General features: G+C 65.9%; 27 protein-coding genes. All 27 read right to left on the bottom strand.

All coding sequences use genetic code 11. The features are described from left to right. Positions 1 to 28: 28 nt before the first annotated feature. Entirely contained in the window at positions 29 to 121 is a 93-nt protein-coding gene (gene sidA / locus ABOZ73_RS18935; protein ID WP_369059646.1) for a cell division inhibitor SidA, read from the bottom strand. A gap of 87 nt (positions 122 to 208) precedes the next feature. Further along, on the bottom strand, positions 209 to 682 hold the full coding sequence (locus ABOZ73_RS18930; protein ID WP_369059645.1) for a hypothetical protein: 474 nt from the start codon (positions 680 to 682) through the stop codon (positions 209 to 211). A 2-nt stretch (positions 683 to 684) separates the two neighbouring features. Continuing rightward, entirely contained in the window at positions 685 to 1,374 is a 690-nt protein-coding gene (locus ABOZ73_RS18925; RefSeq protein ID WP_369059644.1) for an ABC transporter ATP-binding protein, read from the bottom strand. Next, positions 1,367 to 2,662: a lipoprotein-releasing ABC transporter permease subunit gene (locus tag ABOZ73_RS18920; RefSeq protein ID WP_369059643.1), complete on the bottom strand. Its 1,296-nt coding sequence runs from the start codon at positions 2,660 to 2,662 to the stop codon at positions 1,367 to 1,369. The genes ABOZ73_RS18925 and ABOZ73_RS18920 overlap by 8 nt, the downstream gene beginning before the upstream one ends. Next, positions 2,659 to 3,987, bottom strand: a complete 1,329-nt coding sequence (proS, locus tag ABOZ73_RS18915) for a proline--tRNA ligase (RefSeq protein WP_369059642.1) — start codon at positions 3,985 to 3,987, stop codon at positions 2,659 to 2,661. The genes ABOZ73_RS18920 and proS overlap by 4 nt, the downstream gene beginning before the upstream one ends. 310 nt (positions 3,988 to 4,297) lie before the next feature. Further along, positions 4,298 to 4,558, bottom strand: coding sequence for a DUF1467 family protein (locus ABOZ73_RS18910; protein ID WP_369059641.1), 261 nt, complete (start codon positions 4,556 to 4,558; stop codon positions 4,298 to 4,300). After that, positions 4,558 to 4,977: a methylmalonyl-CoA epimerase gene (mce, locus tag ABOZ73_RS18905; RefSeq protein WP_369059640.1), complete on the bottom strand. Its 420-nt coding sequence runs from the start codon at positions 4,975 to 4,977 to the stop codon at positions 4,558 to 4,560. Before mce ends, ABOZ73_RS18910 begins: the two co-directional genes overlap by 1 nt. A 32-nt stretch (positions 4,978 to 5,009) precedes the next feature. After that, a complete protein-coding gene (locus tag ABOZ73_RS18900) occupies positions 5,010 to 6,689 on the bottom strand; it encodes a ribonuclease J (protein ID WP_369059639.1) in 1,680 nt (559 codons plus the stop codon). Beyond that, positions 6,686 to 7,468 (bottom strand): type III pantothenate kinase, encoded by a 783-nt coding sequence (locus ABOZ73_RS18895; protein WP_369062578.1) that lies wholly within the window; start codon positions 7,466 to 7,468, stop codon positions 6,686 to 6,688. Before ABOZ73_RS18895 ends, ABOZ73_RS18900 begins: the two co-directional genes overlap by 4 nt. Further along, positions 7,465 to 8,205 (bottom strand): biotin--[acetyl-CoA-carboxylase] ligase, encoded by a 741-nt coding sequence (locus ABOZ73_RS18890; RefSeq protein ID WP_369059638.1) that lies wholly within the window; start codon positions 8,203 to 8,205, stop codon positions 7,465 to 7,467. Before ABOZ73_RS18890 ends, ABOZ73_RS18895 begins: the two co-directional genes overlap by 4 nt. After that, complete coding sequence (nuoN, locus tag ABOZ73_RS18885; protein ID WP_369059637.1) at positions 8,206 to 9,642, bottom strand: NADH-quinone oxidoreductase subunit NuoN; 1,437 nt, start codon at positions 9,640 to 9,642, stop codon at positions 8,206 to 8,208. It abuts the gene before it with no gap. Between the two features lie 10 nt (positions 9,643 to 9,652). Next, positions 9,653 to 11,137 carry an NADH-quinone oxidoreductase subunit M gene (locus tag ABOZ73_RS18880; RefSeq protein ID WP_369059636.1) on the bottom strand — a complete coding sequence of 495 codons (1,485 nt, stop codon included), beginning with the start codon at positions 11,135 to 11,137 and terminating at the stop codon, positions 9,653 to 9,655. A gap of 13 nt (positions 11,138 to 11,150) precedes the next feature. Continuing rightward, positions 11,151 to 13,238 carry an NADH-quinone oxidoreductase subunit L gene (gene nuoL, locus ABOZ73_RS18875; RefSeq protein ID WP_369059635.1) on the bottom strand — a complete coding sequence of 696 codons (2,088 nt, stop codon included), beginning with the start codon at positions 13,236 to 13,238 and terminating at the stop codon, positions 11,151 to 11,153. A gap of 2 nt (positions 13,239 to 13,240) precedes the next feature. Then, the gene (nuoK, locus tag ABOZ73_RS18870; RefSeq protein ID WP_277786328.1) at positions 13,241 to 13,546 is read right to left on the bottom strand and encodes an NADH-quinone oxidoreductase subunit NuoK; all 306 of its coding nucleotides are present in this window, start codon (positions 13,544 to 13,546) and stop codon (positions 13,241 to 13,243) included. Further along, positions 13,543 to 14,175: an NADH-quinone oxidoreductase subunit J gene (locus ABOZ73_RS18865; protein WP_369059634.1), complete on the bottom strand. Its 633-nt coding sequence runs from the start codon at positions 14,173 to 14,175 to the stop codon at positions 13,543 to 13,545. The genes nuoK and ABOZ73_RS18865 overlap by 4 nt, the downstream gene beginning before the upstream one ends. Positions 14,176 to 14,255: 80 nt before the next feature. Next, entirely contained in the window at positions 14,256 to 14,747 is a 492-nt protein-coding gene (nuoI, locus tag ABOZ73_RS18860) for an NADH-quinone oxidoreductase subunit NuoI (RefSeq protein ID WP_269713440.1), read from the bottom strand. A 7-nt stretch (positions 14,748 to 14,754) separates the two neighbouring features. Further along, complete coding sequence (locus tag ABOZ73_RS18855) at positions 14,755 to 14,982, bottom strand: hypothetical protein (RefSeq protein WP_369059633.1); 228 nt, start codon at positions 14,980 to 14,982, stop codon at positions 14,755 to 14,757. Next, positions 14,982 to 16,046: an NADH-quinone oxidoreductase subunit NuoH gene (gene nuoH / locus ABOZ73_RS18850; protein ID WP_369059632.1), complete on the bottom strand. Its 1,065-nt coding sequence runs from the start codon at positions 16,044 to 16,046 to the stop codon at positions 14,982 to 14,984. The genes ABOZ73_RS18855 and nuoH overlap by 1 nt, the downstream gene beginning before the upstream one ends. A 3-nt stretch (positions 16,047 to 16,049) precedes the next feature. Continuing rightward, on the bottom strand, positions 16,050 to 18,110 hold the full coding sequence (gene nuoG, locus ABOZ73_RS18845) for an NADH-quinone oxidoreductase subunit NuoG (protein ID WP_369059631.1): 2,061 nt from the start codon (positions 18,108 to 18,110) through the stop codon (positions 16,050 to 16,052). A 4-nt stretch (positions 18,111 to 18,114) separates the two neighbouring features. Next, complete coding sequence (gene nuoF / locus ABOZ73_RS18840; RefSeq protein WP_369059630.1) at positions 18,115 to 19,434, bottom strand: NADH-quinone oxidoreductase subunit NuoF; 1,320 nt, start codon at positions 19,432 to 19,434, stop codon at positions 18,115 to 18,117. 3 nt (positions 19,435 to 19,437) lie between these two features. After that, positions 19,438 to 19,695 (bottom strand): hypothetical protein, encoded by a 258-nt coding sequence (locus ABOZ73_RS18835; RefSeq protein WP_369059629.1) that lies wholly within the window; start codon positions 19,693 to 19,695, stop codon positions 19,438 to 19,440. Then, positions 19,692 to 19,913: a hypothetical protein gene (locus tag ABOZ73_RS18830; protein WP_369059628.1), complete on the bottom strand. Its 222-nt coding sequence runs from the start codon at positions 19,911 to 19,913 to the stop codon at positions 19,692 to 19,694. The genes ABOZ73_RS18835 and ABOZ73_RS18830 overlap by 4 nt, the downstream gene beginning before the upstream one ends. After that, positions 19,913 to 20,599, bottom strand: coding sequence for an NADH-quinone oxidoreductase subunit NuoE (nuoE, locus tag ABOZ73_RS18825; RefSeq protein ID WP_369059627.1), 687 nt, complete (start codon positions 20,597 to 20,599; stop codon positions 19,913 to 19,915). The genes ABOZ73_RS18830 and nuoE overlap by 1 nt, the downstream gene beginning before the upstream one ends. Then, positions 20,596 to 21,825 carry an NADH-quinone oxidoreductase subunit D gene (locus ABOZ73_RS18820; RefSeq protein WP_369059626.1) on the bottom strand — a complete coding sequence of 410 codons (1,230 nt, stop codon included), beginning with the start codon at positions 21,823 to 21,825 and terminating at the stop codon, positions 20,596 to 20,598. Before ABOZ73_RS18820 ends, nuoE begins: the two co-directional genes overlap by 4 nt. Beyond that, complete coding sequence (locus ABOZ73_RS18815; RefSeq protein WP_369059625.1) at positions 21,825 to 22,436, bottom strand: NADH-quinone oxidoreductase subunit C; 612 nt, start codon at positions 22,434 to 22,436, stop codon at positions 21,825 to 21,827. Before ABOZ73_RS18815 ends, ABOZ73_RS18820 begins: the two co-directional genes overlap by 1 nt. Beyond that, the gene (locus ABOZ73_RS18810) at positions 22,433 to 23,056 is read right to left on the bottom strand and encodes an NADH-quinone oxidoreductase subunit B family protein (RefSeq protein ID WP_369059624.1); all 624 of its coding nucleotides are present in this window, start codon (positions 23,054 to 23,056) and stop codon (positions 22,433 to 22,435) included. Before ABOZ73_RS18810 ends, ABOZ73_RS18815 begins: the two co-directional genes overlap by 4 nt. Further along, on the bottom strand, positions 23,026 to 23,403 hold the full coding sequence (locus tag ABOZ73_RS18805) for an NADH-quinone oxidoreductase subunit A (RefSeq protein WP_369059623.1): 378 nt from the start codon (positions 23,401 to 23,403) through the stop codon (positions 23,026 to 23,028). The genes ABOZ73_RS18810 and ABOZ73_RS18805 overlap by 31 nt, the downstream gene beginning before the upstream one ends. Positions 23,404 to 23,508 lie beyond the last annotated feature (105 nt).

Below are 23,508 nucleotides of genomic sequence, written 5' to 3'. Positions count from 1 at the left end.
AGTTCATCTCCCGCTGAGCGGCCCCGACTCAGGCCACCAGAAACGCCATCGAACACATCATCCAGACGAAGCCGGCGACGGATGCAAGGGCCAGCGATTCACGAGCGAGACGAAGAGCCATAAAAGCCTCCTTGGTTGCCCGTTTGTTCTATGTTCCAATTTTGTTCACGTCAACGACGAAGTTCTCGTTCTGTTTCGCGCTACGCTGCTAGGCGGTCGGCAGGCCGGGAAACTTCGACAGGTTGGGCTTGGGGATCGCGGTCCGGAACGGACCGGTCGCCTTGGTCTTGTCCCGCGCCTGATCAGCCCAGGCCGCCACGAAGGTGTGTGTCGCGCCGGGGATCGCCATCCGCCGAAACTCCAGCGCCTCGCGACGGGGCGCCACCAGGGCGTCGATCTGGGTCCACAGATCCGCCTCCTCCACCTCGACTGGCTTGCCGGCCAGGCGGGTTAGGGCGATCTGCGCGACCGCCACCTCGTCACAATGGATGACCAGCTTCACGCCAACGGGGGCAGCCTTCACCGCCTCGATCAGGCCGACAAGTTGCATGCGGCGCAAGGTGGTGCGGCGCTCTCCGCCCGCCATGCCGCTGGCGACGCTGTCCTGAGCCGAAACCCAGGACCAGCCGCCATAGCCCGGCGGACCGGAGACGCTGCCGGCGGTCCAGAGACTGACCGCCACGGTCAGAGGTCGCTGCGCGCTTCCAGGTGTCCGTCCTTCAGGGCGAACACCCGATCCATGAACTTCGCCAACTCCATGTTGTGGGTGGCGATCAAGCAGGCCACGCCCTCGTTGCGCGCCAGGTCATAGAGCGACTGGAACACGGACGTCGAGGTTGCTGGATCCAGGTTGCCGGTCGGCTCGTCCGCCAGCAGCAGGCGCGGCCGGTTGGCCAGCGCGCGGGCTATGGCGACGCGTTGCTGCTCCCCTCCCGACAGCTGCGCCGGCTGGTGCTTCACGCGGCTTTCCAGACCCAGCTGGGTCAGCAGTTCCAAGGCCCGGTCCTCCGCCTCGCGCTTGGACTTGCCGGCGATCAGCAGGGGCAGCGCGACGTTCTCCAGGGCGGAGAACTCAGGCAGCAGATGGTGAAACTGATAGACGAAGCCGATGGTCGACAGGCGCACACGGGTGCGCTGGCGCTCGTTCATGTTGGAGCAGTCGCGGCCATCCACCACGACCTCGCCCGCGTCCGGATGCTCTAGAAGACCAGCGGCGTGTAGCAGGGACGACTTGCCCGAACCCGACGGTCCGATCAGGCCAACGATCTCGCCAGCGTTGACGTCCACGTCCACGCCCTTGAGCACTGGCAGCTTGCCGGCCTCGGTCACATAGACGCGCTCGACGCCCTTCAGGTGGAGGATCAGCTTACTCATAGCGGAGCGCCTCCACCGGATCGAGGTGAGAGGCCCGCCAGGCCGGCGGCAGGGTGACGAGGAACGACACGATCACCGCGAACAGGGTGACGATGCCCACCTCGCTCCACTCGATCCTCGCTGGGATGTGGCTGAGGAAATAGATCTCGGCGTTGAACACCTTGGTGCCCGTGACCGCCTCCAGAACCTTCTGGATCGGCTCGATGAAGGTGCAGAACAGGACACCCGCCGCGAGACCGGCCAGGGTGCCGAGCACGCCGATCGAGGCGCCAGCCATGAAGAAGATGCGCAGGATGGCCCCCTGCCCCGCCCCCATGGTGCGCAGGATGGCGATATCCTTGCCCTTGTTCTTCACCAGCATGACGAGGCCGGAAATGATGTTCAGGGCCGCGATGGCGACGATCATCATCAGGATCAGGCGCATGGCCGCGCGCTCCACCTGAAGCGCGTCGAAGTAGGCCTTGTCCTTCTGGGTCCAGTCGGTGACGAACGCCCCAGGGCCGGCGGCGCGACTGACGACGGGCCGCATGCCGCGCGCGTCGTCCGGGTCCTTCACCTTCACCTCGATCACATCGACCGACTGGTCACGGCCAAAGAACAGCTGGGCCTGCTCGACGGGCATGTAGATGAAGGCGGCGTCGAACTGGGTCATGCCGACAGAGAAGACTCCGCCGACCACATAGTCCTTTTCCTGGGTCGCCGTGCCGAACGCCGTGGCGGGCCCGGAAGGCGAGACCAGCTTGACCACATCGCCTGGCTTTACACCCAGCCCCTCGGCCAGACGGTCGCCCATCAGGATGGTGTCGCCGCCGAACTCGCCCTGGCCGAAGCCGTTCATCGAGCCTTGCTTGAGGTTGCCGGCGATGATCGGCGTCGCCTTCAGGTCGGCGGGCGCGATGCCGCGCACGATGGCGCCGGTGATCTGGGCCGGGCCGATGGCCATGGCCTGGGCCTCGATCATGGGCACGGCCTGCTCCACCCCGTCGGCGCGGCGAATGCGCTGGACGGCGGCGAAGGTCTGTACCGGATCGGACAGGACCTGGCCGGACACAAACAGATGGCCGTTGAAGCCGAGCATCTTGCCCAGCAGCTCCGTCCGGAACCCGTTCATCACGCTCATGACGATGATCAGCACCGCCACCGCCAGCATAATGCCAACGAAGCTGATGATGGAGATCAGAGCCACGCCGCCGTTCTTGCGCTTGGCGCGCAGGTAACGGGCCGCGACCGAGCGCTCCCAGGCGCTGAAGGGAGGCGCGACGCTGCCAGCGAGCGCCTCGGTCTTCATGCGTTCGCCTTCTTGGAAAGGCCTTCGATCACGGCGTCGAGCGGCGCGGTGGAGCGCTCGCCGGTGGCGCGGTTCTTGATCTCGACCTGGCCCTCGGCGACGCCCTTGGGACCGACGATCATCTGCCAGGGCACGCCGATCAGATCCATGGTCGCGAACTTGGCGCCCGGACGGTCGGCGGTGTCGTCATAGAGCGCGCTCTTGCCGGCCGCGTGGATGGCCGCATAGGCCTTCTCGCAAGCAGCGTCGCAGGCTTCGTCGCCCGGACGCAGGTTGATGATCGCGACGTCGTAAGGCGCCACGGATTCCGGCCAGATGATGCCGCCCTCGTCGTGGCTAGCCTCGATGATCGCGCCCAGCAGGCGCGAGACGCCGACGCCGTAGGAACCCATATGCACGAAGTGCTCCAGGCCGTCCGGACCGGTGACCTTGGCGTTCATCGGCTTGGAGTATTTCTCACCGAAATAGAAGATGTGGCCGACCTCGATGCCGCGCGCCGACAGACGCTGCTCCTCGGGCACGGCGTTGAACGCCGCCTCGTCGTGCATCTCTTCGGTCGCCGCATAGAGCGCCGTACGCTGGTCGACCAGCGGCTGCAGGTCGCCCTGGAAATCGACGTCGGGTCCGGGCGCGCCCATCTCCACCAGATCCTTGTGACAGAAGACCTGGCTCTCCCCGGTCTCCGCCAGAACGATGAACTCGTGGGAAAGATCCCCGCCGATGGGGCCGGTGTCTGCACGCATCGGCACCGCCTTCAGGCCCATGCGCGAAAAGATGTTCAGATAGGCCACGAACATGCGGTTGTAGGCCGCGCGGGCGGTCGCCTCGTCCAGGTCGAAGGAATAGGCGTCCTTCATCAGGAATTCGCGGCCGCGCATGACGCCGAAGCGCGGGCGGCGCTCGTCCCGGAACTTCCACTGGATGTGGTACAGGCTCTTGGGCAGGTCCTTGTACGACTTCACATAGGCGCGGAAGATCTCGGTGATCATTTCCTCGTTGGTGGGCCCGTACAGCAGCTCGCGCTCGTGACGGTCGGTGATGCGCAGCATCTCCGGACCATAGGCGTCATAGCGGCCCGACTCCCGCCACAGGTCGGCCAGTTGCAGGGTCGGCATCAGCAGCTCGACGCCGCCGGCGCGATCCATCTCTTCACGGACGATCTGCTCGACCTTGCGCAGCACCCTCAGACCGAGCGGCAGCCACGCGTAGATGCCGGCCGCCTCCTGGCGGATCATGCCGGCGCGCAGCATGAGCTGGTGGGAGACGATCTGGGCGTCGGCCGGGGCTTCTTTCAGCACCGGCAGGAAAAAGCGCGAAAGGCGCATGGTCAGCGAGATTCCTGCGAGAAAGCGAAGAGGGTCAGATAGCTCTTCGGTCGCAGACTTGGCAATGAACGTGGAGAAAAGAAGGCCGCGCATCAGCGCGGCCTTGGAAGTTGTCGTCGGGGAATTACGCCACGGTGCACGACCGAGTGGTCATGCCTCATGTGACTGACGCTAACCGCATCGCCGGGCGCGGCGCACAGGGAAGCGCTTCCTCCTCCGGTTTCAGGTGAAACCGCCCAAGGTTTGGGCGATCAAGGATCATCCCGTGCGCATGCGCCCAAGCCTTGGGCGCCCCGCCGTCCAAAACAGCTCAGTAGTTGGCCGGAATCTCCGGCAAGGTGATCAGGCCGAAGCGGATGACCAGCCACAAGACCGCGAAGACGACGACCGAGATCCAGGTCGTGGTCAGGAACTTGCGCTTCAGATTCGGATTCACCGGCGCGCCGGGATCGCCGCCATCCTTCAGGTCGATGCCCATCTCCGCATGACTGCGCGTGCCCAGCGGCAGCACGGCGAACAGCACCGTCCACCAGATGGTCAGGAAGATGGCGATGGAGGTGATCGGTCCCATCAGTGGTGCTCGCCCTTGGGGGTTTCCATCAGTTCGACCAACATCCCGCCCATGTCCTTGGGGTGGACGAAGATCACCGGGGTGCCATGCGCGCCGATGCGGGGCTCGCCCAGCACCGTCGCGCCCTTGGCCTTCATGGCGTCACGCGCGGCGATGATGTCCTCGACCTCGAAACAGATATGGTGCTGGCCGCCCTTGGGGTTCTTGGCCAGGAAGCCGTGGATCGGTGAGGCCTCGCCATAGGGCTCGATCAGTTCGATCTGGCTGTTGGGCAGGTTGACGAAGCAGACCCACACGCCCTGCTCGGGCATGGCCCACTTGTCGGTGATCGACGTCGCGCCCAGGACGTCGCGGTACATCTTCACCGCCTCGTCGATGGATGGCGTCGCCACACCCACATGGTTGAGCTTTCCAATCATGCCCGTCGTCTCCCCTGCTCTTTTGGCCGAGCTTACAGGCGAAGCACCGTGGTCTCCACCACGGGCCGGCGTTCCCAGATGCGGTAGGCGGCCTTCTTGACGGCGCGGGACAGGGCCTGCTCGACCTGCTCGTCGATCTCGCGGGAGGCTCCCTCCAGACGCTTGAAGGCGCTTTCGGCTTCTTCAGCCAGATCGTCCATGGCGTCTTCGAGGGGATATTCCTCGTCACCCGGCAAGCCGATGGCCCGGACCTGCGGGCCCGATGCGATACGCCCGCGGCCGTCGATGACGATGGAGACCGCCAGCATGCCGTTGAACGCCGCGTGACGGCGCTCCTTCAAGGCGTCGCCGTTCTCGGGGGTCAGCACGCCGGCGTCGACGTACAGGCGGCCAGACGGCACCTCGTCGATGATCGACGGATGGCCGGGAGCCAGGCGGACCATGTCGCCGTTGCGCGGCGCGATGGCCTGGCCGATCTGCAGGTCCTTGGCGAAGGCCGCGTGCTCCAGCAGGTGGCGGCGCTCGCCATGGGTGGGCACCGCGATCTGCGGGCGGGCCCATTGGTACATCTGCTTCAGTTCGTCCCGGCACGGGTGACCGGAGACGTGGATGCCGGGATGGTCGCGCTCGGTGTAAAGGCGCACCCCACGGTCGGCGAGCTTGTTCTGCAGGTTGCGGATCGGGATCTCGTTGCCCGGAATGACCCGCGACGAGAAGATCACATGGTCCCCCTCGCCCAGGCGCACATGCGGATGCGAGCCGTCGGCGATGCGGGCCAGGGCCGCGCGGGCCTCGCCCTGCGAGCCGGTGCACAGGAACAGCACCTGATCCTCGGGCGCGTACTTGGCCTGGTCGTCGGTGATGAACGGCTCCAGGTCCTTCAGCAGGCCCACGGACTGCGCCGCCGCCGCCATGCGGTGCATGGAGCGACCGACCAGACAGACCTTGCGGCCCGCCGCCTGGCCGGCGCGGATCACGGTGTCCATGCGCGCCACGTTGGACGCGAAGCAGGCCACGGCCACCTTGCCCTTCAGGCTGGCGATCAGCGGAGTCATCGCTTCGCGCACGCCGGCTTCGGAACCAGCCTCGCCGTCCACGAAGACGTTGGTGCTGTCGCAGACCATGGCCAGCACGCCCTCGTCGCCGAGACGGCGGATTGCGGCTTCGTCGGTGGCGCTGCCCAGCATGGGATCGGGATCGATCTTCCAGTCGCCGGTGTGCAGGATGGTGCCCAGCGGCGTGCGGATCGCCACGCCGTTCGGCTCAGGGATCGAGTGCGTCAGGGTGATCAGCTCGAACTTGAACGGGCCAAGATCGAAGCTGCCGCTCAGCGGCACTTCGGTGATCGACACCTCGTCCAGCAAGCCGGCGTCGCGCAGTTTCTCGCGCAGCAGGAAGGCGGTGAACGGCGTGGCGTAGATCGGCGCCTTCAGGCGCGGCCACAGCCAGGCCACGGCGCCGATGTGGTCCTCGTGCGCGTGGGTCAGGACGATGCCGAGAATGTCCTCGGAATGCTCCTCGATGAATTCGGGGTCCGGCAGGATGATCTCCACGCCCGGCGTCGTCTGGTCGCCAAAGGTCACGCCCAGATCGACGACGACCCACTTGCGGTCGTCGGCCGGCCCGTAGCCGTAGAGATTGAAGTTCATGCCGATCTCATTCGACCCGCCGAGCGGCAGGAAGATGAGTTCGTCGTCAGATTTCGGTTTCATTGAGCCCCAAGATGGGAATTGCGACGGTGAATTTCGAGGAGGCCGCGGATCGTCAGGTCCGCGTCAAAATGGTCGATGGCCGAAGTCGCGCCTTCGAACAGCGAGGCGACCCCGCCGGTGGCGACCACGGTCAGGGGTTCGCCGCGCTCTTCCTTGATCCGGGCCACCAGGCCCTCGATCAGCGCGATATAGCCCCAGAAGACGCCGGACTGCATGGCGCCGACGGTGTCACGGCCTACGATGCGGGCCGGACGCTGGATGGCGATGCGCGGCAGCTTGGCCGCGGCTTCATGCAGGGCCTGCATGGACAGGTTGATGCCCGGGGCGATGATCCCGCCCTCGAACGCCCCGTCCGCGGCGATCACGTCAAAGGTCGTGGCCGTGCCGCTGTCGATGACGATCAGCGGGCCGCCATAGACCATGTGCGCGCCGATGGCGTTGACCAGGCGGTCCGCTCCCGCTTCCGACGGCTTGTCGATACGGACTTCGACGCCGAGCTGGGCGTTCTCGCCGATCACCAGCGGCTCGACGTGCAGATAGCGGCGCGACAGGTTGCGCAGGTTGAACAGCGACTGCGGCACGACGCTGGAGATGATGCAGGCGTCGATGACGCCGAACGTCAGCCCGCCCATGTGCAGCAGTTGCGCCAGCCACACGGCATACTCGTCGGCGGTGCGCGAGGATTCGGTCGCGGCGCGCCATTGGGCCAGCCACTTCTCGCCGTCGTGGACGGCGAACAGCGTGTTGGTGTTGCCCTGTTCGATGGCCAGCAGCATCAGGCGGCCCCTCCGAAGAAGACGTCGCCGGCGCTGATGCGCCGCAACGTTCCGTCAGCAAGACGGAGCCTCAAGGCGCCGTCGGTGTCCAGCCCCTCGGCCACGCCTTCGACCGTCTCGTGACCGAGACGCGCGACGCAGGCCTCGCCCAGGCCATGCGCCCGGCGGGTCCAGGCCTCGGCGATGGGCTCGAACCCGGCGCCGTTCCACAGGGTCATCCAGCGCTCGAAGCTTTCCGCCAGGATGTTCAGGGCCTCCAGGGGCGCGGGCGGCGGCGCGGACATGTGCGCGGCGAAGGTGGTGGCGGGCCGCTCAGCCGACACCGGCGCGGCGGCCAGGTTCACCCCGATCCCGACGACGACCCACAGCGCCCCGCCCAGTTGGCCGCTTTCGACCAGGATCCCGCTGGCCTTCAGCCGGCCGATCAACGGGTCGTTGGGCCACTTCAGACTGACCAGGGACGGCGGAACGAACGCCCCGGCCAGGTCCGCGACCGCCAGGGCGGCCAGGAACGAGACCTGGGCCGCCTCTGCCGGCGGCTTTGATGTCGTGAACAGATAGCTGGCGGCCAGATTGCCGGACCCGGTCTCCCAGGCCCGGCCGCGGCGGCCTCGCCCGGCGGTCTGGCGGGCGGCGGTGATCCACACCGGCCCCGCCTCGCCCGCCTCGGCCCGGCGACGGGCCTCGGCGTTGGTGGAGTCGATCTCGTCGAAGGCGATGATGGGCGGAAGGCCCGCCACCTAGCCTCCGAAGGCCGCGGCGGCGGCCTTGGCGATCGGATCGATCCAGACCAGGGCGACCAGAACGACCGGGAAGGCGAACAGGGCCATGGCGAAGGCGATCAGGCGCGCGCCCGGCTCCGGCTTGTCGGTGGCGCCGACCGAGCCGTCGAACCACATCGTCTTGATCAGGCGCAGGTAATAGAACGCCGCGACGACCGAGCCGACGAGACCCAGGACAGCGGCGGTCTGCATGACCACGTCGCCCGTGCCGATGGCGGCCTTGAACACGTAGAACTTGGCCCAGAAGCCCGACAGGGGCGGAAGGCCCAGCGCCGACAGCGAGAAGGCGGTGATCGCCAGGGCCAGGCCCGGACGTTCCTTCACCAGCCCCGCCATGTCCTCGATCGTCTCCATCGGCTTGCCGCCGCGGTTCAGGGCCGACAGGCAGGCGAAGAAGCCGGTCACGTCGACCATGTAGAGGATCAGGAACATCAGCATGGACTGCATGCCCGCCTCGCCGCCAGCGGCCAGGCCGAGCACGGCGTAACCGATGTTGGCGATGGAGCTGTAGGCCCACAGGCGCTTCAGGTTCTTCTGCGCCAGGCCGGCGAAGGCGCCGACGAAGATCGACAGCAGGGCCACGATGACCAGGATCTGGCGCCACTGGGCCTCGGCGCCACCGAAAGCTTCCTGCAGCACGCGGGCCAGCAGGACCATGGCGGCCAGCTTCGGAGCGGCGGCGAAGAAGCCGACGACCGGGGTCGGGGCGCCTTCATAGACGTCCGGCGTCCACATATGGAACGGCGCGGCCGAGACCTTGAAGGCCAGGCCGCAGATCAGGAACACCAGGCCGAACAGCACGCCGGTGTCGGCGCCGTTCGAAACCACGGCGGCGATGTCGGTGAACTTGGTCGAACCGGCGAAGCCGTAGATCAGCGAGGCGCCGTAGAGCAGCAGGCCCGACGACAGAGCGCCGAGCACGAAATACTTCAGGCCCGCTTCCGAACCCTTGGCGTTGTCGCGACGGAAGGCCGCCAGGACGTACAGGGCCAGCGAGTGCAGCTCGACGCCGACATAGAGCGAGATCAGGTCGCCGGCCGAAGCCATGACGCCCATGCCGAGCGCCGTGAGGACGATCAGGATCGGAAACTCGAACTTGGCGTCGCCGCGCGCGCCCAGCCATTTGTCGCCCAGCGGGATGGCCAGGGCGCTGGCGATGTAGATCGCCACCTTGGCGAAAGCCGCCACGCCGTCGGCCACATAGGCGCCGTTGAAGGCGACGCCGTGCGGGCCCATGGCGGCGACGGCCGCCGCGGCCAGCAGGACGAGAACCGCGGCCCCGGAGAAGATCGGGTTGCTGCGGCCCTGGAACGCGCCCCAGACCACCAGGATCAGGGCCGAGGCCGCCAGGATGACTTCCGGCAAGGCCAGGGAAAGAGCGGAGGAAAGGTTCATCTTATGCCCCTCACCCGCCGATCGCGGCGCGGTAAGCGCTGACCAACGCGTTCACGGACGTGTCGGTGACGTTGAAAATCAGAGCCGGATAGACGCCCAGCACCAGGGTCGAGATGATCAGCGGCACGAAGATGACGATTTCGCGCCAGTCCACGTCGGTGATCGTCTTGAGCTCGGGGTTGGTGATCTCGCCGAACATGACCCGGCGATACAGCGTCAGGGCGTAGACCGCCGAGAAGATGACCCCCGTGGCCGCCACGATCGCCGTCCAGGTGGACGCCTGGTAGACGCCCGTCATGGTCAGGATTTCGCCGACGAAGCCCGAAGTGCCCGGCAGGCCGACATTGCCCATGGTGAACAGCAGGAAGATCGCCGCGTAGATCGGCATCCGCTGGGTCAGACCGCCGTAGAAGGCGATCTCGCGGGTGTGCATCCGGTCATAGACGACGCCGACGCAGAGGAAGAGCGCGCCGGAGATCACCCCGTGGCTGATCATCTGGTAGAGCGCGCCCTGCTCGCCCTGAGCGTTGCCGCTGAAGATGCCCATGGTCACGAAGCCCATGTGTGCGACCGACGAATAGGCGATCAGCTTCTTGATGTCGGTCTGACGGAAGGCGACCAGCGAGGTGTAGACGACCGCGATGGCCGACATGGCGAAGACCAGCGGGGTGAACAGCTCGCTCGCGTTCGGGAACATCGGCAGGCTGAAGCGCATGAAGCCGTAGCCGCCCATCTTCAGCAGGATGCCGGCCAGGATGACCGACCCCGCCGTCGGGGCTTCCACGTGGGCGTCAGGCAGCCAGGTGTGCACCGGCCACATGGGCATCTTCACCGCGAACGAGGCGAAGAAGGCCAGCCACAGCCAGGTCTGCAGCCACGGAGCGAACTGATAGGTCATCAGCTCGGGGATCGAGGACGTGCCCGAAATCCCGATCATGGCCAGGATGGCGGCCAGCATCAGCACCGAGCCGAGCAGCGTGTAGAGGAAGAACTTGTAGGCCGCGTAGATGCGGCGCTTGCCGCCCCAGATGCCGATGATCAGGAACATCGGGACCAGGCCGCCTTCGAAGAACAGGTAGAAGAGGATCAGGTCCAGCGCGCAGAACACGCCGACGACCAGGGTCTCCAGAACCAGGAAGGCGATCAGGTACTCGATCACCCGCTTCTCGACGGACTTCCAGCTGGCCGCGATACAGATCGGCAGCAGGAAGGCGGTCAGCAGGACGAGCAGGACGGAGATCCCGTCCACGCCCATGCGGTAATGCAGACCCGCGAACCAGGCGATGTCTTCCACGAACTGGAAGCCCGGGTTCGAGGCGTCGAAACGCAGGGTCAGCAGCAGCGCCAGGGCGAAGGTCACCAGAGTGGTCGCGAGCGCGATCCACTTGGCGGCCGTGTCCGTCTTCTCGCCCGGCTTGCCGAAGTGGCGCAGGGCGAGGATGGCCGCGACGCCGATCAGCGGCGCGAAGGTCGTAAGGCTGAGAATGCCGGTCATCTTCGGTTCCTGCTCAGCGCGCCCAGGCCCAGAGGGCGTAGGTCAGCAGACCCGCCACCCCGAGCAGCATCACGAAGGCGTAGTGGTATACGTAGCCGGTCTGGATCTTTCCGGTCCGGCGGCCGACGGCGTAGGAGACGGCGGACACGCCGTCCGGGCCCAGCCCGTCGATGATCTTCTGGTCCCCGCCCTTCCAGAACAGGTCGCCCAGGAACTTGGCCAGGCGGACGAAGGTCGCCTGATACAGCTCGTCGAAGAACCACTTGTTGTAGAAGAAGGTGTAGAGCGGCCCGCCTCGGGCGGCCAGGCGCGCGCCCAGCCCTTCCTTCAGCAGGTAGACGTAGGCCGCGACCAGCAGACCCCCGACCGACATCACCAGCGGCGACCACTTCACCCAGGCGGGCGAGTTGTGGGCGTCGTGCAGGACGTGGTTGTCGGGAGCGCTGAAGATCGCGCCGCGCCAGAACTCCGCCTCATGGTGGCCCACGAAGTAGTCGACGAAGACAAAGCCGGCGGCCACGGCGCCGATCGACAGGATCACCAGCGGGGTCAGCATGACCCACGGGCTCTCGTGCGGCTTGTGATCATGGCCGTGGCCATGATGGTCGTCGTGCTGGTGAGCTTCCTCGGCCAGCGGCTCGTCATGCGTCTCGTGCTGAGCCGAGGTCGCGTGGTCGTCGTGGCCGTGCGCCGCGTGAGCGTGCGTCTCGTCATGACCCCAGCGGGCGTGGCCGTTGAAGGTGAAGAAGGCCAGGCGCCAGGAATAGAAGGCGGTCAGGCCGGCCACGATCAGGCCGATGACGCCGGCGAAGTTGGCGATCGGGTTATGAGCGCCAGCCGCGAAGGCCGCCTCGATGATCGTGTCCTTAGAATAGAAGCCGGCGAAGCCCAGGTGCAGGTTCGGCAGGCCCAGGCCGGTGATGGCGATCGTGCCGATCGTCATCGCGGCGTAGGTCACCGGCAGGAACTTCGCCAGGTTGCCGTAACGGCGCATGTCCTGCTCGTGGTGCATGCCGTGGATCACCGAACCGGCGCCCAGGAACAGCAGCGCCTTGAAGAAGGCGTGCGTGAACAGGTGGAACATCGCCGCCTCATAGGCGCCGACGCCCGCGGCGAAGAACATATAGCCGAGCTGCGAGCAGGTCGAATAGGCGATGACGCGCTTGATGTCGTTCTGGGTCAGGCCGACGGTGGCGGCGAACAGGGCCGTCACCGCGCCGATGACCGTGACGATGTTCTTGGCGACCGGCGCGTACTCGAACATCGGCGACAGCAGGCACAGCATGTAGACGCCGGCGGTCACCATGGTGGCCGCGTGGATCAGGGCCGACACCGGGGTCGGGCCTTCCATGGCGTCCGGCAGCCAGGTGTGCAGGAAGAACTGCGCCGACTTGCCCATGGCGCCGATGAACAGCAGGAAGCAGGCGATATCCATCAGCGGGAAGCTGTGGCCCGCGAACTCCCAGGTGCGGCCGGCGTTGGCGGCGACCTGCGGGAAGATCTCGGCGAACTGGATCGTGCCGGACGACCAGAAGACGGTCATGATGCCCAGGGCGAAACCGAAGTCGCCCACGCGGTTCACGACGAAGGCCTTGATGGCGGCGGCGCTGGCGCTGGGCTTCTTGAACCAGAAGCCGATCAGCAGATAGGACGCCAGGCCCACCCCTTCCCAGCCGAAGAACAGCTGCATGAAGTCGGCGGCGGTGACCAGCGACAGCATGGCGAAGGTGAACAGCGACAGGTACGCGAAGAAGCGCGGACGGCTGTCGTCCTCTGCCATGTAGCCCCAGGAATACAGGTGCACGAGCGCCGAGACGGTCGTCACCACGATCAGCATCGTCGCCGACAGGGCGTCGATCCGGATCGACCACACCGACTGGAAGTCGCCGATGTTGATGAAGGGCAGCAGTTGGACCGTGAAGGCCTCCATATGGCCCCACGTCCATTGGCTGAACGTGTACCAGGAGAGGCCGCAGGCCAGGAACAGCAGGCCGGTGGTGACCGTCTGCGAAGCGATGTCGCCGATGCGGCGGCCGAACAGCCCCGCGATCAGCGCGCCCAACAGAGGGGCGAATACAAGAACGGTGACGAGCGTTTGCACGATCAGCCCTTCATCATGGACGCGTCGTCCACGGCGATGTCGCCGCGGTTACGGAAGAAGGTGACGAGGATGGCCAAGCCGACGGCGGCTTCGGCCGCGGCGACGGTCAACACGAACATGGCGAAGATCTGCCCCGTCACGTCGTGCAGGAAGGCCGAGAAAGCCACCAGGTTGATGTTCACGGCCAGCAGGATCAGCTCGATCGACATCAGGATGACGATGATGTTCTTGCGGTTCACGAAGATCCCGAAGACCCCGATGGTGAACAGGATCGCGGCGACCGTCAGGTAGTGCGGCAGGCCGATCATTCCGAAAGCCCCTCTTGGTCCAGGGCCGAGCCCGACTTGATCTGGACGATGCGCATGCCCGTCTTCTCGTTACGAGCGACCTGAGCGGCGATGTCCTGGCGCTTCACGCCTGGCTTGTGGCGCAGGGTCAGGACGATGGCACCGATCATGGCGACCAGCAGCACCAGGCCCGCGACCTGGAAGAAGTAGACGTAGTCGGTGTAGAGCACGCGACCGATCATCTCGGTGTTGCTCACCGTGTCGGTGAAGGTCTGCGGCGTGGCGTTCTTGGACGCGGCCCCCTTCGTCGCCACAGACACCGCGACCATGATCATCTCGATGGTCAAGACGCCGGCGATCAACGCGCCGATGGGCAGGTACTGCGCGAAGCCCTGTCTGAGGGCTGCGAAATCGACGTCGAGCATCATCACGACGAAGAGGAACAGCACCGCCACCGCGCCGACGTAGACGACGATGAGCAGCATCGCCAGGAACTCGGCTCCCAGCAGAACAAACAGTCCCGCCGCCGAGAAGAAGGCGGTGATCAGGAACAGCACGGAGTGGACGGGATTCTTCGCGGACACGACCAACAAGGCCGCGCCGACGGTTACCGTCGCCAACAGGTAGAATGCGATCGCCTGTAAGGCCATAGGCCCCAGTGCTCCCCTTTAATTCCAAACAAATCGGCCCGCCGGGGTGTCCCGAAAGGCCAGCGGAATCGCGCCCGTTCTTATCGGTAGGGCGCGTCCAGTTCCAGATTCTTCGCGATCAGCCGCTCCCAACGGTCGCCGTTGTCGAGCAGCTTTTCCTTGTCGTAGTAGAGCTCTTCGCGGGTCTCCACGGCGAACTCGATATTCGGCCCCTCGACGATGGCGTCCACCGGGCAGGCCTCCTGGCACAGGCCGCAGTAGATGCACTTCACCATGTCGATGTCGTAACGGGTCGTGCGGCGGCTGCCGTCGGCGCGCGGTTCGGCCTCGATGGTGATGGCCTGGGCCGGGCAGATGGCTTCGCACAGCTTGCAGGCGATGCAGCGCTCTTCACCGCTCGGATAGCGGCGCAGGGCGTGTTCGCCACGGAAACGCGGCGACTGCGGGTTGCGCTCGTTCGGATAGAGCACGGTCTTCTTCGGCGCCATCATGTAGCGCATGGCGAGGCCGAAGGCCCCCCAGAAGTCGAGGAGCGCGGCGCCCTTCAGGGCTTGTCCGACACGTTGCATCATTGGCGGCTCACTTACGCTTCTGAATGTCGCAATAGTAGTTCGAAAGCATGTTCGGGCTTCCGCCCTCGTCCTTCGGCTTCAGCGCACCGCCGGCGGCGGCGCACTTGGCCCCCTCCTCCTTCAGACGGTCGTAACTGACCGCCCCTCGGCCGAGGCCGTAGGAGGAGGCCGGCGTCTGGGTCGTCGCGCAGGCGACGCACACCAGGGCCAGGGGAAGGACGAGCGCGGCTCTCATTACTGAGGGCCGAACACGCGCCAGGCGGCGACCGCGATCACGGCGGCCAGCGAGGTCGGCAGGAAGACCTTCCAACCCAGACGCATCAGCTGGTCGTAGCGGTAGCGGGGGACGATCGCCTTCACCATCCCGAACATGAAGAACCAGAAGCAGGTCTTCAGGAAGAAGAAGGCAAAGCCGATGAAGCTGACCAGGGTGGGCGCCCAGCCCTCCATGAACGTCGTCGGGAACGGCGCCTGCCAGCCCCCGAAGAACAGGATGCTGATCATGGCGCACATCAGGACGATGTTGGCGTATTCACCCAGCATGAACAGCAGGTACGGCGTGGAGCTGTACTCGACCTGATAACCAGCCACGAGTTCGGATTCCGCTTCCGGAAGGTCGAACGGCGGGCGGTTGGTCTCGGCCAGGGCCGAGATGAAGAACATGATCATCATCGGGAACATGACGAGGATCATCGGCAGGTTCTTGAGGCCGCCGCCGAAGACGTACCAGTTCCAGAACCAGCCGGCCTGGGACTCGACGATCTTCTGCAGGTTCATGGTGCCGGCGAACAGCAGCACGGTGATGATGATGAAGCCGATGGAGACTTCATAGGACACCATCTGGGCCGCCGAACGCAGCGAGCCCAGGAACGGGTACTTCGAGTTCGAAGCCCAGCCGCCCATGATGATGCCGTAGACGCCCAGCGAGCTCATCGCCAGCAGATACAGGATGCCGACATTGAGGTCGGCGATGACCCAGCCCGGCGCCAGCGGCACGACCGCCCAGCCGATCAGGGCCAGAACCACGGTGATCACCGGGGCCAGCAGGAAGACGACCTTGTCGGCGCCGCCAGGAATGACGACTTCCTTCAGCACGAACTTCAGCAGGTCGGCGAACGACTGCAGCAGGCCGAACGGACCCACCACGTTCGGGCCTTTGCGCATCTGCACGCCGGCCCAGATCTTGCGGTCGGCCAGCAGCAGGAAGGCGATGGACAGCAGCAGCCACACCGTCACGGCCAGGATCTGACCGAGGGTGATGAGCGCCCAACCGCCGGGAGTGGTCCAGAAGTTCGTCACGTTCTACTCCGCGGCGATCTTGGCGGCGCTCGAGGCCAGGGCCGCACACTCGGCCATGGTCACGCTGGCGCGCGCGATCGGGTTGGTCAGGTGGAAGGTCGACAGCGTGGTCTTCAGGGCCACGTCGCCGGCGTCGCCGTCTGAGCCGAGGCCCGACAGGTCGAAGGACGTGGCGACCGAACCCGGCGCGTAGTCGATCTGGCCGAAGGTCGGATGATCGGCGAACAGCTTGGCGCGCAGCTGGTCCAGGCTGTCGTAAGGCAGCTTCTGGCCCAGGCGCTCCGACAGGGCGCGCAGGATCGACCAGTCTTCGCGGGCGTCGCCCTTCGGGAACACCGCGCGGCGGCCCATCTGGACCCGGCCTTCGGTGTTGACGTAGAGGCCGTCCTTCTCGGTGTAGGCGGCGCCCGGCAGGATGACGTCAGCGCCATGGGCGCCGGCGTCGCCGTGCGTGCCGAGATAGATCTTGAACGCGCCCGTGGCGCTGGTCTCGCACTCGTCGGCGCCCAGCAGGAACAGCACGTCCAGCGCGCCCGGCTTCAGCATCTCAGCCGTCGACAGACCGCCTTCGGCCGGGATGAAGCCCATGTCCAGGCCACCCACGCGGGCGGCGGCGGTGTGCAGCACGTTCCAGCCGTTCCAGCCGTCACGCACGACCTTGAAGGTCTTGGCCACGCCGGCCAGGGCCTTCAGCGACAAAGCGCCGTGGCCGCCGGTCAGTGCGCCCTGCCCCACGATGATCGCGGGACGCTCGGCGTTCTTCAGGGCGGTGACGAAGTCGGACTTCGACTTGGCCAGGCCGGCCAGGGTCTTGGTCCCGGCGCCCAGGTAGTCGTAGGCGTAGGTCAGGTCGCCCTGCTCGCCGATCACGCCCACGCGGACCTTGCCGGCGATCCAGCGCTTGCGCAGGCGCTGGTTCAGCACCGGCGCCTCGATGCGCGGATTGGCGCCGACGATCAGGACGACGTCGGCGTCCTCGATACCGGCCAGGGTCGAGTTGAACAGCCAGCTCTCGCGCGGGCCTTGGCCCAGGGCCGTGCCGTCCTGGCGGCTGTCGGTGTTCTTCACGCCCAGGGCGCGGAACAGGTCCAGCGTGGCCTTCATGGACTCGGCGTCCTGCAGGTCGCCGGCGATCACGCCGACGCGCTCCGGCGCGGTCGCCTGCAGCTTGGCGGCGACGGCGGCGAAAGCCTCGGCCCAGGTGGCCGAAGCCAGCTTGCCGTTGGTGCGGACATACGGGCGGTCCAGACGCTGACGCAGCAGGCCGTCGCAGGCGTAGCGCGTCTTGTCGCTGATCCACTCTTCGTTGACGTCGTCGTTGGTGCGCGGCAGCACGCGCAGCACGGCGGTGCCGCGGCTGTCGACGCGGATCGACGAGCCCAGGGCGTCCATGACGTCCACGCTCTCGGTCTTCTTCAGCTCCCACGGCCGCGCCTCGAAGGCGTACGGCTTGGAGGTGAGCGCGCCGACCGGGCACAGGTCGATGACGTTGGCGCTGAGCTCGGACGTCACCGCCGAGTTCAGATAGGTCGTGATTTCAACGTCTTCACCGCGCGAGATCAGGCCGATCTCGGGCGAGCCGGCGACTTCCGTCACGAAGCGCACGCAGCGGGTGCATTGAATGCAGCGGGTCATGATCGTCTTGATCAGGGGACCCATCTGCTTTTCTTCGACGGCGCGCTTGTTCTCTTCGTAGCGGCTGTCGTCGCGGCCATAGCCCATGGCCTGGTCCTGCAGATCGCACTCGCCGCCCTGGTCGCAGATCGGGCAATCCAGCGGGTGGTTGATGAGCAGGAACTCCATCACCCCTTCGCGGGCCTTCTTGACCATCGGAGTCTTGGTGAAGATTTCCTGGCCCTCGGCGGCCGGCAGCGCGCACGAAGCCTGCGGCTTCGGCGGTCCAGGCTTCACCTCGACAAGGCACATGCGGCAGTTGCCGGCGATCGACAGGCGCTCGTGGTAGCAGAAGCGCGGGATTTCCTCCCCCGCCAGTTCCGCCACCTGCAGAACCGTCATGCCGGGTTCGAACTCGACCTCGGCGCCGTTGACCTTAGCGATAGGCATACCGTTACTCCGCCGCGATCAGCGTGGCGCCCTGCACATGCGGGCGGCCGGCGCGATAAGAGGTGATGCGTTCCTCGACTTCGTGACGGAAGTGACGGAACAGGCCCTGGATCGGCCACGCGGCGGCGTCGCCCAGGGCGCAGATGGTGTGGCCTTCGACCTGGGTGGTGACGTCGAGGAGCGTATCGATCTCCTTCATGTCGGCCTCACCCGTGGCCATGCGTTCCATGACCCGCCACATCCAGCCGGTGCCTTCGCGGCACGGCGTGCACTGGCCGCAGCTCTCGTGCTTGTAGAAGTAGCTGAGGCGCGCGATGGCGCGGACCAGGTCGGTGGACTTGTCCATGACGATGACCGCCGCGGTGCCGAGGCCCGAGCGCAGCTCGCGCAGGGCGTCGAAGTCCATCGGCAGGTCTTCGCACTGCTCGGCCGGGATCATCGGCACGGACGAGCCGCCCGGGATGACGGCCTTCAGGTTGCCCCAGCCGCCGCGGATGCCGCCGCAGTGGTCTTCCATCAGCTGACGGAAGGGGATGCTCATGGCTTCTTCGACGTTGCACGGCAGGTTCACATGACCCGACACGCAGAACAGCTTGGTGCCCGTGTTGTTCGGCCGTCCGAAGCTGGAGAACCAGCCGGCGCCGCGACGCAGGATCGTGCCGGCGACCGCGATGCTCTCGACGTTGTTCACCGTCGTGGGCATGCCGTACAGGCCAGCGCCGGCCGGGAACGGCGGCTTCAGGCGCGGCTGGCCCTTCTTGCCTTCCAGGCTTTCCAGCAGGGCGGTTTCTTCGCCGCAGATGTACGCGCCCGCGCCATGGTGGACGTAGATGTCGAAGTCCCAGCCATGAACGTTGTTCTTGCCGACCAGCTTGGCCTCGTAGGCCTGCTTGATCGCCGCCTCCAGGCGCTCGCGCTCGAACACGTACTCGCCGCGGATGTAGATGTAGCAGGCGTGAGCCTGCATCGCGAAGCTGGCGATCAGGCAGCCTTCGATCAGGAGATGCGGATCATGCCGCATGATCTCCCGGTCCTTGCAGGTGCCTGGCTCGGACTCGTCCGCATTGACCACCAGGTAGTGCGGACGGCCTTCCTTCAGCTCCTTGGGCATGAAGGACCACTTCAGGCCGGTCGAGAAACCGGCGCCGCCGCGGCCACGCAGGCCCGAGGCCTTCATGTTGTCGATGATCCAGTCGCGGCCGGCGTCCAGGATGTCCTTGACGCCGTTCCAGCAACCACGCGTCTTCGCGCCCTCAAGGCCCCAGTCATGCAGGCCGTAGAGGTTGGTGAAGATGCGGTCCTTGTCTTCGAGGATGCCGACCATGTCTCAGCTTTGCGGAAAGGGGTTCGAACGGACGAAGCGCGCCCGGCGAACCACGACGGAAACAAACAGGACCCAGCCCAGGGCGACCACGCCCACGCCGGAGAACCCAAGAAGGGAGCGAGCCCCCTCCCCTCGATAAGTCGCCCACATCAGCATCAGGACGCCGATCAGGCTGGCCACCAGGCCCAGGGTGCGCTCGCGCTTGCCCAGGATGCGCAGCGTCTGCACGTACTCGGTCTGGCGCTGGACGAGATCGCTCATTGCGCGCCTCCCGCCGGCGGACAGCTGGACTTGGCCCAGCCAACCAGGAACCAGACCTGAGCCGCGACGCCGCCCAGGATGCAGATCACGAACACCGGCAGAAGCCAGCCCACGCCCATCGAAACGTGACCCACGATCGCAGCCCCGGCCGCAATGAAGCAGGCTAGGTTGATGGCGACCATCAGGATCAGACGCTTCTTCTGGGCGGCTGGGTTCATCAGGCTTCGGTCTTCGCCTTCGGCGCCTTCTTGGGCTTCTCGGGCAGGTTCGGGATCTTGATCTTCTTAGCCGCCGAGCCGTCGTACAGCTTCGGGTCGGTCAGGGTCTTGATCGCGTCATGCGGCTCCGACGCGCCACGGCCCACGTAGGAGCCCGGCTTCGGCTTCTTGCCGGCGGCGAAGTCGTCGAGGATCTTGGCCAGGGTCTCCGGCGTCAGGTCCTCGTAGTAATAGTCGTTGATCGCGGCCATGGGTGCGTTCGAGCAGGCGCCGAGGCACTCGACCTCTTCCCACGAGAACTTGCCGTCGGCGGAGCAGTGATGCGGCTCGCCGATCTTCTCGCGCAGGACCTTCTTCAGGTCGTTGGCGCCGCGCAGCATGCAGGGCGTCGTGCCGCACAGCTGGACGAACGCGACCTTACCCACCGGCTCCAGCTGGAACATGGTGTAGAAGGTGGCCACTTCCAGAACGCGGATGACCGGCATGCCGAGCAGCTCGGCGATGGCGCGGATGGCCGGCTCGGAGACCCAGCCTTCCTGCTTCTGCACCAGCCAAAGGATCGGGATCACCGCCGACTGACGACGGGATTCCGGATACTTGGCGATCCACCAGTCGGCCTTGGCCTTCGTGTCCTTGTCGAACGCGAAGCTGGCGGGCTGTTCTTTTGCGAGGCGACGCACGCTCATCGGTCGACTTCCCCGAACACGATGTCCAGCGAGCCCAGGATGGCGGACACGTCCGCCAGCATGTGACCCCGGTTCATCCAGTCCATGGCTTGAAGGTGCGCAAAGCCCGGCGCGCGGATCTTGCACTTGTAGGGTTTGTTGGTGCCGTCGCTGACGAGGTAGATGCCGAATTCGCCCTTGGGGGCTTCGACGGCGGCGTAGACCTCGCCTTCCGGCGTGCGGAAGCCTTCGGTGAAAAGCTTGAAGTGGTGGATCAGGCTTTCCATCGACCGCTTCATGTCGCCACGGCGCGGCGGCGCGATCTTGTTGTCCTCGGTCAGCACCGGGCCCGGCGTCTTGCGCAGGCGATCCGTGCACTGAAGGATGATCTTCAGCGACTCCCGCATCTCCTGCATCCGGCACAGGTAGCGGTCATAGCAGTCGCCATTCACGCCCAGCGGGATGTCGAAGTCGAAGTCGTCGTAGCACTCGTACGGCTGGTTGCGGCGCAGATCCCACGGGATGTTCGAGCCGCGGACCATCACGCCCGAGAAGCCCGAATCCATGGCTTCCTGCTTGCTGACCACGCCGATGTCGACGTTGCGCTGCTTGAAAATCCGGTTCGGGGTGATCAGGGCGTCGATGTCGTTGATCTTCTCGGGGAAGGCCTTGGCCCACGCCTCGATGTCGTCGATCAGGCTGTCGCTCAGGTCCTGGCGCACGCCGCCGGGGCGGAAGTAGTTGGCGTGCAGACGGGCGCCCGAAGCGCGCTCGTAGAACACCATCAGCTTCTCGCGCTCTTCGAAGCCCCACAGCGGCGGGGTGAGCGCGCCGACGTCCATGGCCTGGGTCGTGACGTTCAGCAGATGGTTCAGGATGCGGCCGATTTCCGAGTACAGGACCCGGATCAGCGAGCCGCGGATCGGCACGTCCACACCCAGCAGCTTTTCGATCGCCAGGCAGAAGGCGTGTTCCTGGTTCATGGGCGCCACGTAGTCGAGGCGGTCCATGTACGGGATGTTCTGGAGGTAGGTGCGGGCCTCCATCAGCTTCTCGGTGCCGCGGTGCAGCAGGCCGATGTGCGGATCGACCCGCTCCACGACCTCGCCGTCCAGCTCAAGCACCAGGCGCAGCACGCCGTGCGCCGCCGGGTGCTGCGGGCCGAAGTTGATGGTGAACTTGCGAACCGGGGTTTCCGGCGTGCCTTCGCCAGCGGCGACGGCGGCTTCGACGATCTCGGTCGCCATCAGCGGTCCCCCGCCTGCTTTTCGGCCTTCTCGTCACCCGGCAGGGCGTACTGCGCGCCCTCCCAGGGAGACAGAAAGTCCCAGTTGCGGAATTCGGTGATCTTCACCGGCTCATAGACCACGCGCTTCAGCTCGTCGTCGTAGCGCAGCTCCATGTACCCGGTCATCGGGAAGTCCTTGCGCAGCGGATGGCCGTGGAAGCCGTAGTCCGTCAGCATGCGGCGCAGGTCCGGGTGCCCTTCGAAGAACACGCCGTACATGTCGAACGCCTCGCGCTCGTACCAGTCGGCGGCGGTGTAGACGCCGGTGACGGTCGGAACGGGAGTGTCCTCGTCGGTGGCCACCTTCACGCGGATGCGATGGTTCTTGGTCAGCGACAGCAGGTGGTAGACCACGTCGAAGCGCTGGGCGCGCTGCGGCCAGTCGACGGCGGTCAGCTCCATCAGTTGCTGGAACTGGCAGTCCGGATGGTCGCGCAGGAAGGTCAAGGCCTCGACGATCCGGTTGGCCGGACCGGCCACGGTCAGCTCGCCATAGGCGATGCTGAAGGACGTCAAGGCGCCGGCGCTGTTGGCGACGATGGATTCGCCCAGGGCGTTCAGATCGCTCATCGCTCGATCGTCCCCGTGCGGCGGATTTTCTTCTGCAGCTGCAGGATGCCGTAGAGCAGGCTCTCGGCGGTCGGCGGGCAGCCCGGGACGTAGACGTCCACCGGAACGATCCGGTCGCAGCCGCGCACGACGCTGTAGCTATAGTAATAGTAGCCGCCGCCGTTGGCGCATGAGCCCATGCTGATCACGTAGCGCGGGTCCGGCATCTGGTCGTAGACCTTGCGCAGGGCCGGCGCCATCTTGTTGCACAGGGTGCCGGCCACGATCATCAGGTCCGACTGGCGGGGCGAACCGCGCGGCGCGGCGCCGTAGCGCTCCACGTCATAGCGCGGCATCGACATCTGGATCATCTCGACGGCGCAGCAGGCCAGGCCGAAGGTCATCCACATCAGCGAGCCGGTGCGCGCCCAGGTGACGACGTCGTCCAGGGCCGCGGTCACGAAGCCCTTGTCGGCCAGTTGATCCGATAGGCCGTCGAAGAACGGGTCGTGGATCTTCGGGTCATAACCCTCGACCGAGGTGCGGCCGGCGGAAAGGGCGGGAACCAGCGAGCTCGAGCCCTTCATGGGCGAGCCGTCGGCGTTCAGGATCACTCCCATTCCAGGGCTCCCTTCTTCCATTCGTAGATGAAGCCGACCGTCAGGACGCCCAGAAAGGTCATCATCGACCAGAAGGCGAAGATCATCTCAGGCCGGGCCAGCTTCATGAGCGAGACCGCCCACGGGAAGAGGAAGGCCACTTCCAGGTCGAAGATGATGAAGAGGATCGAGACCAGATAGAATTGGACGTCGAACTTCATCCGCGCGTCGTCGAATGCGTTGAAGCCGCACTCGTACGCGGAGAGCTTTTCGGGGTCCGGAGACTTCGGGGCGAGAAGCGCCGCAGCGATAATGAAACCGGCGCCCAGCACGAGAGCGATCCCTAAAAAGATCACAATCGGCAGGTACTGGAGAAGAAAGGCGTTCATGGGAGGCCCTACTGGAATCGGGGCCTTTTAGCCCCCTGCGCGCAGGGTTCCAAGCGCATTGCCGCACTTGCGAACGCTTCTTAAAAAGTCGCGCCTTACGCAAGG

Source organism: Caulobacter sp. 73W, from assembly GCF_041021955.1.
GTDB lineage: Bacteria > Pseudomonadota > Alphaproteobacteria > Caulobacterales > Caulobacteraceae > Caulobacter.
The sequence above is the reverse complement of the archived record's forward strand: the minus strand, read 5'-3'. Positions and strand labels throughout refer to the sequence as shown.